Source organism: Nocardia thraciensis (genome assembly GCF_054782435.1).
In genome coordinates, this window is sequence record NZ_BAAGSM010000007.1 from 11,083 (window position 1) to 25,575 (window position 14,493).

At 71.7% G+C, this 14,493-nt stretch carries 2 protein-coding genes; one reads left to right on the plus strand and one right to left on the minus strand.

Annotated features, from left to right (window positions below):
• Positions 1-9 precede the first annotated feature (9 nt).
• Complete coding sequence (locus ACYVLQ_RS00855; protein ID WP_460695396.1) at positions 10-13,134, plus strand: SDR family NAD(P)-dependent oxidoreductase; 13,125 nt, start codon at positions 10-12, stop codon at positions 13,132-13,134.
• Between the two features lie 42 nt (positions 13,135-13,176).
• On the opposite strand, the gene ACYVLQ_RS00860 is transcribed toward ACYVLQ_RS00855, so the two are convergent.
• Positions 13,177-14,478, minus strand: coding sequence for an FAD-dependent oxidoreductase (locus ACYVLQ_RS00860; protein WP_460695397.1), 1,302 nt, complete (start codon positions 14,476-14,478; stop codon positions 13,177-13,179).
• Positions 14,479-14,493: the final 15 nt, after the last annotated feature.

The window sequence follows — 14,493 nt, forward strand, 5'->3', positions numbered from 1 at the left end:
GGCAGTCCGATGGTTGATTCCCGCACCGATATCGCGATAGTCGGGATGGCATGCCGGCTGCCGGGCGCGTCCGGATCCGAGGAGCTGTGGTCGATACTGCGCGACGGCATCGAGACCGTCGGCGCGGTGCCGCCCGGCCGACCTGGGGGGCTGCCGCGCGGTGGCTTCATCGACGGTGTCGACCTGTTCGATCCCGCGGCGTTCGGGATCGCGCCCACCGAGGCGGCGGCCATGGATCCCCAGCAGCGGTTGGCGTTGGAGCTGGCCTGGGAGGCGCTCGAGGACGCGCGGATCGCACCCGATCGCGCGCCCGACCGAACCGGGGTCTTTCTCGGCGTCGCCGGAGGCGACTACGGCGATCTGGTGGCGCGGCAGGGGTCGACGGCGATCACCCGGCACAGCTTGTCCGGGCTCGGTCGATCGGTGGTCGCGAACCGGATCTCGCGGGTCTTCGGGTTCGACGCACCGAGCCTGGCCGTCGACACCGGCCAGTCGTCCTCGCTGGCCGCGGTCCACCTGGCTTGCGAGAGTCTGCATTCGGGTGAGTCGGGACTCGCCCTCGCCGGTGGTGTGCATCTCATCCTGTCGCCCTTCGGGAACGCGCTGGCCGCGGAATTCGGCGCGCTGTCGCCCGACGGTCGGTGCTACGCCTTCGATGCCCGCGCGAACGGTCATGTCCGCGGTGAGGGCGGCGCGATCGTCGTTTTGGAACGGCTCGCGGACGCCGTGGCGCACCGGCGGCGAATCTACGGCGTCGTCAAGGGCAGCGCGATCGCGACCGGCTCCGGAGACAGCGGTCTGACCGCTCCGAGCAGCGCCGGGCAGGCTGCGGCGATTCGCGGCGCACTCGCTCGCTCCGCACTCACCCCGGCCGACATCGACTACGTGGAGTTGCACGGCACCGGGACCATCGCGGGTGATCCGGTTGAGGCCCGGGCACTCGGTGCGGTCTACGGTGCCGCGGACCGCGCCGCCGCCTTGGCGGTGGGATCGATCAAGACCAATATCGGTCACCTCGAGGCGGCCGCCGGTATCGCGGGACTGCTCGAGGCCGTTCTCTGCCTGTACCGGGGCAGGCTGGCGCCGAGCCTGAACTTCGAGTCACCCCACCCGCGAATCCCCCTGGCGGAGCTGGGATTACGGATCGTCGATCGCCTGGAGCCCTGGCCCCGACAGGCGGGGGTTCGGCGAGCGGGGGTCTCGTCGTTCGGGATGGGCGGGGCGAACGTCCACCTCATCCTGGAACAGGCGCCCGCTCCGGGGGCCGAGCCGGTCCGGCCGCAACCGGTGCGGGCGGCGCCCGGCAGGGCGCTGCCGTTCGTCGTCTCGGCCGTCGGTGCGGCGGGCGTAGCGGCCCAGGCGGCCCGATTGCACGGCTGGTTGACCGCCGATCCCGGTGCGGTGCAGGCGGATATCGGGTACTCGCTGTACTCGACGCGGGCCGCGCTCCCGGATCGGGCCGTGGTGCTGGCCGACGATCGCGAATCTTTGCTGGACGGGCTGGCCGCCGTGGCGGACGGTCGCCCGGGGCCGATCTACGGGAGGGCCGCGACCGCGCGCACGGTGTTCGTCTTTCCGGGCCAGGGCGGTCAGTGGGCCGGGATGGGTCTCGAACTATGGGATACGGTCCCGGAATTCGGCTCGGTCATGCGGGAGTGCGCCGACGCGTTGGCGGCCGTGCCCGGCGTGGATTGGTCGCTGCGGCGGGCGCTGGGTGACGAGGAGCTGCTCGCCCGAGCCGATGTCGTTCAGCCCGCACTGTGGGCGGTGATGGTGTCGCTCGCCGCGGCGTGGCGGGCGTTCGGCGTCGAGCCCGATGTCGTGGTGGGGCATTCGCAAGGGGAGATCGCGGCCGCCACGGTGGCCGGGGGGCTGAGTATCGCCGATGGCGCCCGCGTGGTAGCGCTGCGCTCGCGGGCGGTAGCGCACGGACTGGCCGGTCGCGGCGCCATGGCTTCGATCGGCCTGGGAGACGACGTTGTCCGTTCTCGCCTGCCGGAGGGAGTGACTGTCGCGGCGGTGAACGCGCCGGAATCGGTGGTGATCAGCGGACCCCCGGAGCGGGTCCGGCAGGTCGTCGCCGACTGTACCCGCGACGGAATCTGGGCCCGCGTGATTCCGGTCGACTACGCGTCGCATTCGACGCAGGTCGCCGGGCTGCGCGAGCAGATCGTGAGCGATCTGGCGCGGCTGTCGCCGACGTCCGGCACGGTCGCGATGATGTCGACGGTGACGGGCGAGTTCATCGACACCGGCGAACTCAACGGCGACTACTGGTATCGCGGGCTGCGTGAACCGGTGCGTTTCGCCGAAACCGTCACGAACCTGCTGTCCCAGGGGCCTTGCGTATTCCTCGAGGTCTCGCCGCATCCCGGACTGATCGTGGCCCTGCAGCAGATCACCGCGGACGCGCCCACGCCCGCGCTGGACACCCTGCGGCGTGGTGACGGCTCCGCCGACCGGTTCACCGCGGCGCTGTCCGCCGCGTTCGCCCACGGTCTACCGGTGGATTGGCGCGTCTGGTGGCGCGATCGCGATCCGCGGATCGTCGATCTGCCCACCTACGCGTTCCAACGCCAGCGCTACTGGCTGGCGGCCGACGCCACGGAGCCGATGCCCGGCGTATCCGCGGCGGGGGACTCGGGCCAGGGTCGTGCGACGGGCGCGGAGGCGCCGGGTCTCGCGGATCGGCCCGTTCGGCAGGTCGCCGACCCGGCCGCGGTGAAAGCGCTTGTCGCCGAACAGATCGCGGCGGTGTTGGGGTACGCCTCGGCGGCGGAGCTGGACACCGCGCGTACATTCCGCGAACTCGGGCTCGACTCGGCGGGGGGAATCCAGTTCCGGGACAGGCTGATGCACGCGACCGGGCTGGCGCTGCCCGCGACGCTGGTCTTCGACCACCCGACACCCGACGCCGTCGCGCGCTTCGTCCGCACCCGCGTCGCCGGAGACGCGCCGACCGACGAACCCCCGCGCGCGACTGCGCACACCGACGAGCCGGTGGCGATCGTCGGCGTCGGCTGCCGGTTTCCGGGCGGGGTGAGTTCCCGGGAAGAACTGTGGGAGTTGCTGGTTCGCGGCGGCGACGCCATATCGCCGATGCCGACGGATCGGGGGTGGGACCTGGACCGGTTGCTGGATCCCGATCCGGACCGCTCGGGCAGCACCTATGCCACCGGCGGGGGGTTCCTCGACGACGTCGCGGGTTTCGATGCCGAACTGTTCGGCATCGGCCCCGGCGAGGCCGCGGCCATGGACCCACAGCAGCGAATTCTGCTGGAGGTGGCCTGGGATGCGTTGCAGGACGCCGGAATCGATCCCGAGTCGTGCCGCGGCAGCACGATCGGCGTCTTCATCGGCGCCGGTGACGTCGACTACGGGGGTGACGATGCGAGCACGGAAGGGCTGCGGCTCACCGGGCAGCACACCAGTGTGATCTCCGGTCGCCTGGCCTACGTCTTCGGGCTCGAGGGTCCGGCGCTGACCGTGGACACGGCGTGCTCGTCGTCGCTGGTCGCGCTGCATCTGGCGGCCGCGGCGGTGCGGTCGGGGGAATGTTCGGCGGCGTTGGCGGGCGGGGTGACCGTACTCGCGTCGCCGTTCCTGTTCGTCGAATTCGCCCGTCAGCGCGGGTTGGCCCCGGATGGGCGCTGCAAATCGTTCGGCGCGGACGCGGACGGCGTCGGATGGGCCGAAGGCGCCGGGCTGGTGCTGGTGGAACGGCTGTCCGAGGCGCGGGCGAAGGGACATCGCGTGCTGGGGGTGATCCGCGGTTCGGCGATCAACCAGGACGGTGCGTCGAACGGACTGACCGCGCCGAACGGTCCCGCGCAGCAGCGGGTGATCCGGGCCGCCCTGGCGAATGCGGGGCTGGGCCCGGCGGATGTGGATGTGGTGGAAGCACACGGCACCGGTACCCGGCTGGGCGACCCGATCGAGGCGCAGGCGGTGTTGGCGACCTACGGCCGGGACCGGGACCGGCCGCTGTGGCTCGGCTCGGTGAAGTCGAATATCGGGCACACCGTGGCCGCGGCCGGAATCGCCGGGGTGATCAAGATGGTGCAGGCGATGCGGCACGGCATCGCGCCCCGCACCCTGCACGCCGAAGCACCGTCGCCGCATGTGGACTGGGCCGCCGGCGCGGTGGAACTGCTCACCGAGGCACGTGCGTGGGAACCGGTGGCGGGGCGGCCGCGGCGGGCCGGGGTGTCGTCGTTCGGAATCAGCGGCACCAACGCGCATGTGATCGTCGAGGAGGCGCCCCCGGCGCCGGAACCGGCGGGAATCCCGATCCCGGTGGCGCCGTGGCTGGTGTCGGGCCGGACCGAACAGGCCGCACGGGCGGCCGCCGAGCGGTTGCGCCGTCACCTCGCGGGCCGCCGACCGGTCGATATCGGGTTCGAATTGGCCTGTGCCCGGACACATCTCGAGTATCGCGCCCAGATCATCGACGCGGACGGGCCCGGGGTGGCGCCGATGCGAGTGGTACCCGGCCGGACGGTGTTCGTCTACAGCGGCCAGGGGTCGCAACGACCGCAGATGGGTCGGGAACTGTTCGAGACCTTTCCGGTGTTCCGCGACACCATCCGCCGCATCTGTGATCCGGATCGGCTGTTCGCCGACGACGCCGACCTGGATCGCACGGACAACACGCAAGTGGGCTTGTTCGCGTTCGAGGTCGCATTGACCCGGCTGCTCGGATCCTGGGGCGTCACACCGGATCTGGTGGTGGGGCACTCCATCGGTGAGATCACCGCGGCCCATATCGCGGGGGTGTTGTCCCTCGACGACGCGGTTCGGCTCGTCACCGCGCGCGGTACGTTGATGGCCGCGCTGGCGACCGGCGGCGCCATGCTCGCGGTCGCGGCCGCGCGGAACCAGATCGGCGAGCTACCCACCGGCGTCTCGGTGGCCGCGGTCAACGGTCCGCGGTCGGTGGTGCTGTCCGGACCGGTGGCGGGTATCGCGCTCTTCGAGCAGCGCACGCGGTACCGGACGCGACGACTGCGCGTCGGACACGCGTTCCACTCCGAACTCGTGCAACCCATGCTGCCCGAATTCGCCGCGGTCTGTCGCGAACTGACCTGGAACACACCACGACTCGCGATAGCGTCGGGCGTGACCGGACGCATCGAGTCCGACCTGCTCGCCGATCCCGAGTATTGGGTCGGGCAGGTTCGTGCGCCGGTCCGGTTCGCCGATGCCATCGCCGCGGCGCGGGAGGCGGGCGGTACCCGGTATCTCGAGATCGGTCCCGACGCGGCTCTCGCCGGTGTCATCGACGCCGATGCGGTGCTGGCACTGCAGCGACGTGGCCGCGGCGAGGTCGAGACGCTGGTGCGGGCGGTGGCGGACGCGCATTGCGCGGGGGTCGCGGTCGACTGGACGCGGTTCTTCGACGGGCAGGGCGCGCGCCGCGTGGATCTGCCGGGATACCCGTTCCAGCACCGCCGCTACTGGATCGCCCCCGCGGCCCCACAGCTCGGCGCCTCGCTCGAACATCCGGTGCTGACCGGCTCCGAAACCCTCGCCCGCGCCGGGGAACAGCTGTTCTCCGGTCGATTCGCACTGCGTACCCATCCGTGGGTCGGCGACCATCGCTCCTTCGGCGCACCGGTATTCCCGGGCACCGGCGTCGTCGAGCTGCTGCTGCGGGCGGGCGCGGAGGCCGGGTGTGGGGCGCTGGAGGAGCTGACGCTGTCGGCCCCGATCCTGCCGCCCGCTCAGGGCGCCGTGGCGATTCAGATCCTGATCGACCCGCCCGACGGCGACGGCCGACGACCGTTCACGGTGGGATTCCGGGTGGGCGACCATGCCGAATGGGTGCACTCGGGCTCGGGCGCCTATTCCGGTGTCGACGCCGATCCGGATTCCGATCCGGCGCTCGCGCGCCTGGCCGAGGAGCAGTGGCCGCCCGCCGGGACGGAATCCGTACCGCCGGAACGGGTTGTCGAGCGGATCTCCGATGTCGCGGGCCTGACCTACGGCCCGACGTTCCTGGGCGTCGAGGCGGTGTGGCGCCGCCCGGGCGAGGTGTTCGCCGAGATCGCACCCGCCGCCGACATCGCCGCCGAGGCAGACCGCTACGTCGTTCACCCGGCGCTGTTCGACCTCGCGCTGCAGGCCGGGTTCGCGCAGTACGCACTGGCCGAAGAACTGCCGCGGCGGCAGGGGCGGCTGCTGTTCGGATTCTCGGGTGTGCGCTGCTACGCGACCGGCGCGACGCGGCTGCGGGTGCGCTCGGCGCCGGTGGGCGCCGACGGATTCCGCGTGGCCGTCATCGATCCGGACGGCCGTCCGGTGCTCTCGGTCGACCGCGTCGTCTTCCGGACCTTCGATCCGGATGCTCGCGACCGCACCCCGGACCCGGCCGTGACCGTGTTCGAATTGACCTGGGTCCCGGTCGAATTGCCGTCCGGAGCCGCCGCGCGCACGGTCGCGGAGTTCGACCCGTCGGCCGATCCGGTCACCGACGCCGTACGGATGGATGGCGCGGCCGGAGTCGCGGACGTGCTCGACCGCCTACAAGGTTTCCTGCGTGATGAACGCTTCGCGCAGCAGCGCCTGATCGTGCACACCCGCGCCGCCGATACCGACCCGGAGGCCGCGGGTGTCCACGGCCTGGTGCGCGCGACGCAGTCGGAACATCCGGGGCGGGTGCTGCTGGTCGATACCGACGACCCGGACGGTACCGACTGGGCTGCGGTACTGGAAGCCGGATACCCGCAGCTGAGCTGGCGGAACGGGACGCCCACCGCGCCGCGCCTGACCGCGGCCCCGGTCGACTCGGCCGGGGGTGAAGCCCCCTGGGGCACCGGAGCGGTGCTGATCACCGGAGGAACCGGCGGGCTCGGCGCGCTGCTCGCCCGGCAACTGGCCGCGCGCGGCGTTCCGCATCTGATCCTGCTGAGTCGGCGCGGCCCCGACGCACCCGGCGCGGACCAACTGGCCGAGGAGCTGGCGGCGGCCGGATGCGCCGTCACGATCTCGGCGTGTGATGTGACCGACCGGGACGCGGTCGCGGCCGTGCTGGCCGCGATTCCCGCCGCCACCCCGCTGTCGGCGGTTGTGCATGCGGCAGGGGTGCTCGACGACGCCACCGTCCTGTCCACGACTCGCGACCAGCTGCGACGTGTGCGGGCGCCCAAGGTGGACGGCGCGCTGGTCCTGGACCAGCTCACCCGCGAACTCGAGCTGACGGCGTTCGTGCTGTTCTCCTCGGCGGCGGGAATTCTCGGCACGGCCGGGCAGGCCGCCTACGCGGCGGCCAACGCCGCACTCGACGCCCTGGCCCGGCGCCGTCGCGCCGCCGGGTACCCCGCGGTCTCGCTCGCCTGGGGCCCGTGGGATGTGTCCGACGGTATGGCCGGTCGGCTCGCCGACGCCGACACGGCGCGGTGGCGACGCTCGGGTATCGCGCCCCTCGACCGTGAGCCCGCCCTGCGAGTCGCGGACAGTGCCCCGAGTTCCGGTGCGACCGTGCTGATCCCGTTGCGGATGGTGGACACCGCGCGGCACCCGCAGGCCCGACACGCACTGTTCCGGGATCCGGCGCGACCGGATCCCGCGCACCGTTCGCCGCTGGGTGCCCGCCTGGCCGGTCTCCCGGCCCCGGCCCGCGCGGACGCGGTCGACAAACTGGTGCGCGAGCAGGTCGCACTGGTCACCGGATCCGATGCGGCGGACATCGATCCGTCGGTCGCCTTCACCGATCTGGATCTGGACTCGCTCGGCGGCGTCGAACTGCGCAACCGCCTCGCGCGGGCCACGGGACTGCGCCTGCCCGCCACACTGGTATTCGACCACCCCACACCCGCGGCATTGACCCGGTTCATGCTCCGGAGTTCCGGACACACCACCGCACCCGCGACCATCCCGGCGCTGCCCGCCGCGAACGCCACCGGCGAACCGGTCGCGATCGTCGGCATCGGCTGCCGATTCCCCGGCGGAGTGGCCTCACGACACGATCTGTGGGACCTGGTCGCCGCCGGTGTCGACGCCATGTCCGAATTCCCGGACGATCGGGGTTGGGATCTCGAACGACTCTACGATCCCGACCCGGACACCCCGGGCACCGTCTACGCGCGAACCGGTGGGTTCCTCGACGACGTCGCCGGATTCGACGCGGAATTCTTCGGCATCGGGCCGGGCGAGGCGGCGGCCATGGATCCGCAGCAGCGACTGCTGCTGGAGGTGGCCTGGGAGGCGCTCGAGGATGCCGGAATCGACCCGGAGTCGTTGCGCGACAGCGCGGTCGGCGTCTTCGTCGGCGCGACGATCGCGGACTACCATCCGCGGGTGTCCGGCGAACTCGAGGGCTTCCGGCTGACCGGCACCACGCAGAGCGTGCTGTCGGGACGCCTCGCGTATGTGTTCGGGTTCTCCGGCCCCGCGGTCACTGTCGATACGGCGTGCTCGTCGTCGCTGGTGGCGCTGCATCTCGCCGCCCGGTCCGTGCGCTCGGGCGAATGTTCGCTCGCCCTCGCCGGTGGCGTATCGGTCTGGGGGTCGCCCTATCTGTTCGTGGATTTCGCGCGCCGGCGCGGGTTGTCGCCGGACGGCCGCTGCAAATCGTTCGGCGCCGATGCCGACGGCGTGGCCTTCGCGGAGGGCGCGGGACTGGTTGCGGTGGAACCCTTGTCGCAGGCGCGCGCCCGCGGCCATCGGGTGCTGGCGGTGCTGCGGGGCAGCGCCACCAACCAGGACGGGGCCTCGAACGGGTTGACCGCGCCCAGCGGGGCCGCGCAGGAGCGAGTGATCCGCGCCGCGCTGTCCGACGCCGGTCTCGCGCCCGCGGCCGTGGACTTGCTGGAGGCGCACGGCACCGGGACACCGCTGGGCGATCCGGTCGAGGCCCGCGCCCTGCTGGCGACCTACGGACAGGATCGCGGTCGGCCCGCCCGGCTCGGCTCGGTGAAATCGAATATCGGACACACCGTCGGCGCGGCCGGCATCGCCGGGGTGATCAAGATGGTGGAGGCCATCCGCCGCCGGACGATGCCGCGCACGTTGCACGCGGACAACCCGACCCCGCACGTGGATTGGTCCGCCGGGGCGGTGGAACTGCTGACCGAGCCGCGGCGGTGGGAGGAGCCCGGTCGGGTGCGTCGCGCGGCGGTGTCCTCCTACGGCATCAGCGGGACGAACGCCCACGTCATCCTCGAACAGGCTCCGGCTGAGCCGGAACCCCCTGCGGGAGAGGAGAATTCGCCGCTTCCGGTGCCGTGGCTGGTGTCCGGGCGGAGTGCACACGCGGTGCGCGCCGCGGCGGAGCGCCTGCGCGGCGGCAGTAGCGGATTGCGGCCGGTGGACGTGGGATGGGAATTGGCCACTGCCCGCGCCCATCTCGGCTGGCGCGCCGCCGTGCTGGATGAGGCGGAGCTGGACCGGATCGTGCCGGTGCCCGCGACAGCGGGGCGGACAGCGTGGATATTCTCCGGCCAGGGCTCCCAGCGACCAGGTATGGGCCGCGAGCTGTTCGACACCTTTCCCGTCTTCGCCGCGGCGATCCGAGAGATCTGTGATCCGAGTTGGTTGTTCGCCGCGGAGACGGATCTGGACCGCACCGACAATACGCAGCTGGGCGTGTTCGCGGTGGAGGTCGCCCTGGCACGACTGCTCGATTCCTGGGGTGTCACACCGGATCTGGTCGTGGGGCACTCGATCGGGGAGATCGCCGCCGCACACCTTGCCGGGGTGCTCGACCTGCCCGACGCGGTGCGGCTGGTGCGGGCACGCGGGCAAATGATGGCGAAGCTGCCGACGGGCGGCGCCATGCTGGCGATCGACGCCGATCCGGACGAGATCACGGATCTGCCACCGGGAGTGGGACTGGCCGCGGTGAATGCCCCGGGCGCGGTGGTGGTTTCGGGCCCGGCGATCGGCATCGACACGCTGGCCGGGCAGTGGCGGCATCGCCGCACCCGGCGGCTGCAGGTCTCGCACGCCTTCCATTCCGAACTGATGGAACCGATGCTCGCGGAGTTCGAAGCGGTGTGCCGGGAGCTGACCTGGCATCCGCCACGCATCCCGATGGCCTCCACGGTCACCGGGCGCATCGAATCGGAACTGTTCACCGACCCTCGATACTGGGCGCGGCAGGTCCGCCGGACGGTGTTGTTCGCGGCGGGACTCACCGCGGTCCGTGCCGCCGGGGCGGTCCGGTTCATGGAGATCGGGCCGGACAGCGTGCTGGCGGGCATGGTCGCACGGACGCTCGGCGAGGTTCCGGTCGTGGCCGCGCAGCGTTCCGGGTCCGGCGAGGTCACCACGCTGGTACGCGCTGTCGCGGACGCCCACTGTACGGGCGTGCCGGTGGACTGGACGCGGTTCTTCGCCGGGCGGGGCGGGCGGCGGGTCGACCTGCCGACCTACCCGTTCCAGCATCGGCGGTACTGGCTCGACTCGGCGCCCGCCGACACCGGCGCGGGCACCGGCCATCCGATCCTCACCAGCCGGCTGTCGGTCGCCGACACCGGGCAGGTCGTCTTCGCCGGACGGCTTTCCCCGCGGACCCACGCGTGGGTCGACGACCACGTTCTGCTGGGCGAGGTGGTCGTTCCGGCCACCGCGTTCATCGAAATGGCGACCTGGGCAGGGGAAAATGTGCGGTGCGGACTGCTGCGCGATCTCACCCTGGAGGTGCCGCTGCTGCTCAGCGATGGTGCGACCGCGCAGATTCAGGTGAGTGTGGGCACACCCGACGACACCGGCGCCCGGTCGGTCGCGATTCTCTCCCGGCCCGACGACGATGCGGCCGACTGGACCCGGCATGCTGCCGGGTCGGTAGCCCCGGCGAAGGCCGAGCCGGATGCCGCGGCCGCGCTCGCTGAGCTCGGTCACGGGCCGTGGCCGCCTCCCGGGGCGCAGGTCATCGAGACGGGCGAGGTATACGCGCGGCTGGCGGGTTACGGCTTCGACTACGGTCCCGCCTTTCGCGGTGTGCGGGCGGCCTGGCAGCGCGACGGCGTGCTGTACACCGTGGTCGTGGCCGAGCCGGAGCAGCGCGCGGGTGCCGCCGCCTACGGATTGCACCCCGGCCTGTTCGACGCGGTACTGCACGGCGGCGCCGTGGTCGGGTTCGGTACGACCGGAACCGGCCGAATGCTTTTCGACTGGCGCGGTATCCGGCGCTACCGGTCCGGAACCACCACACTGCGCGCACGGGTCGCCGCGGCGGGCGATTCGGCGTGGACCGTTGCCGCGGTGGACGACCGCGGGCGGCCCGTCCTCACGGCCGATGCGATCAGTTTCCGTCCCGTCGAGGCCGCGCAGCTGCTCGCGCATCGCGGAGCGGGGCAGCGATCGCTGTACGAAATGATCTGGCGGCCCATCGAACCGCGTGCCGACACCTCGACGGGGTCGGTGGCGGTGGTGGGCGATCCCACTTTCCAGGCGGCTGTCGCCTCCCGAAAAGTACAGGGCAACAACGTATTCGATGGCGGGTACGCGGCCCTCGACGACATCGGGGAAGCCCCGGACTTCGTGGTGGTCGACGGTGCACAGGGCGCGGCGCGAATCCTGGGTCAGGTCCAGGAATTCGTCGGTGACGAGCGGTTCGCGGCGACGCGGCTGGTCGTGGTCACCTCCGGGGCGGTCGCCTGCGGACCGGGCGAGTCGGTCGATGTAATGAGCGCGGCCGTATGGGGTTTGGTGCGATCGGCACAGTCCGAGTATCCGGACCGCTTCCTCCTCGTCGATGCCGACGATCCGGGCCGAATCGAGTGGCACGTGGTGACCGGCGCGGAATATCCGCAACTCGCCTGGCGGCCGGGTGACGAGGGTCGGAACACGGCCCTGGCGCCACATCTGGTCCGCGCGACCCGGGAGGGCGGCCGCGCCCCCGAGGGCTGGAACTCCGGTACGGTGCTGATCACCGGCGGCACAGGCGGATTGGGGAAGACTCTGGCCCGGCATCTCGTCTCGGCGCACGGTGTGCGGCACCTGGTGCTCACGAGCCGAGCGGGGGCCGCCGCCCCGGGTGCGCGGGAACTGGTCGAGGAATTGTCCAGCGCCGGGTGCGAGGTCACGACTCCGGCTGTCGACGTCACCGATCGGGATTCGATGCGGTCGGTGCTTCGCGACATCGCGGCGCGCCGACCGCTTTCGGCTGTCGTGCATGCCGCCGGTGTACTCGACGACTCCGTCCTCGCCTCGCTCACCCCGGAACACCTCGAGCGGGCCTGGGCGCCGAAGGTCACCGGCGCGATGATGCTGGACGAACTCACCCGCGAACTGAACCTTCCGGCCTTCGTGGTGTTCTCCTCGGTGGCCGGGCTGCTGGGTCCGGCCGGTCAGGCCGGTTATGCGACCGCCAGCGCGGGATTGGATGCGGTAGTGCGGCGGCGGCGGGCGGCCGGATCATCCGCCCTGTCGCTCGCCTGGGGTCCGTGGGCGGTCGAGGACGGAATGGTGAGTCGGCTGCGGGAGGCGGACCTGGCGCGCTGGCGCCGCCTCGGCATCGCCACGCTGGAGCCCGCGACCGCGCTCGCGCTGTTCGATCTCGCGTTGACCACCGACTCCGCGGTCCTGGCGCCGATCAGGTTCGATGCGCATTCCGCCGCTGCCGAGATCCACCCCATGCTGCGGGGGCTGGTGACCGCGCGAACGGGGACGCAGCGGTCGGATTCCGAGTTGCCGGAGCGGCTGGCCGGATGTGCGGCCGAGGAGCGTGTCGAGGTCATCGGGGAACTGGTGCGTGAGAATGTCGCGGTGGTGGCGAACGCCGCGTCCGTCGGCCCGGACGACTCCTTCTCCGATCTGGGCGTCGACTCGCTCGGCGCGGTCGAACTGCGCAACCGGCTCAGCCGGCTGACCGGGCTGTCGTTGCGGTCCACGGTCGTGTTCGACTATCCGACACCGCGTGCGGTGGCCGAGTACCTGGCCTCCCGGCTCGTCCCCGCGCCCGCGCTGTCGCCGCTGTCGCGGCTCGGCGGCGCTCTCGAACAGATCGAGTCACTGCTCGACACCCTGGACGACGAGGCCGACCGGGAGGCCGCGCGCCGGACGCTGAGCCGTTTCGAGGCCGCCGCGCGAGCCCGCCTCGACAGCCGCCCGGATACGGCATCCGAACTGGACGAGGCCACCGACGATGAACTGTTCAGCCTGGTCGACGAGGAATTCGGGCCGCTGTGACCACGTCCGGCCCGGCGATGGCCCGGGCGACCCGCGCGCTCGCTATCGGTCGCCTCGACCCGGGCCATCCTCGCTCACGACGGACTCGGCGGTCGGTGGGTGGTACCACGCGTCGCGGTTCGCCCCGGAGGACCGTCGCAGCGCGGTGAGGACATGTGGCGCGAAGATGCTCGACGCGGGCGCGGCTCGCTGGATCACCGGCCAGAACCGTTCGGCCACTTGCGGATCCGATGCCATCGTGGTGATCACCTTGCGGAACCCCCACGGCGGTATCGCCAACCGAGCGTTACGGTTGAACATCAGCTGCTGTGGCCACAGTTCGCGGCGATGCTGCCGCTGATAGCGGCGCAGTGCCCGGTCCACCCCGCGGGCGTCACCGGCGGCAAGAGCATCGGCGACGGCCGCGGCCAGCCACTCTGCGCCTTCCAGCGCCCACCCGCAGCCGACACCGCGCAGCGGATCGGCGACCAGCGCCGCGTCTCCGACCAATGCCAGGCCGGGCCGCACGATCCGGCGCCGGGTCAGATTCGGCTTGTCCCGGGCGCCGACGAACTCCGAAACTCGCACGGCCGCGGCCAGATCCGGTGGATCGGGGACGTCGGCGAACCGGCGCCGGAGGTAGTTCTCCTTGTCGGCGAGAAACTCCGGGACATGCGGGGCGTCGAGCAGCATCGAGATCAGGACGAGGCCGTCGTCGGCGGCGATCAGTCCCAGCGCGTCGGGCGGGCGCAACCAGACCCGGAAGTTTCCCTCCTCGACCGGCACATCGCGGAAGTAGGCGAAGTAGCTCGATCGGCGATTCGGCGACGAGACCGCGGGCAGGCCCGCCTCGGACGCCACCCGTGAACTCGCGCCGTCGGCCCCCACGACCAGGCGAGCGCGGACCGTGGTGTCCGTGCCGTCGACGCGTGCCACCGCTCCTTCGACACGGCCACCGCCGTCGCGATGCAGACCCACCACTTTCGCACCGAGCACGAGATCCACGCCCGGCGTCGTGGCGGCCATTTCCCGGATCAGCGGATCCAGCACCGACCTGCGGACCGTGTATCCGTGCCGGTCGGGATGGCCCGCACCGCGCTCGTCGGCCCAGCCGGCCGGGGTCCACATCGAGGTGTGCATTCGCACGCCGCCGGCCGCTTCGATCGCGGTATCCAGGCCGAGTCGTCGCATCGTCGGCAATGCCGTCGGCTGGATCAGATGTGTACACACCCGCTTGTAGAAATCCCTGTCGCGATGGCTTTCCAGAATCGCGACGCGCAGGCCACGGCGGCCCAAGTGGATTGCCGTAGCACAACCAGCCAAGCTGCCGCCCGCGACTACGACGTCGTAGTCGTTGTTCACCACGAGGTTCTCCCGTTC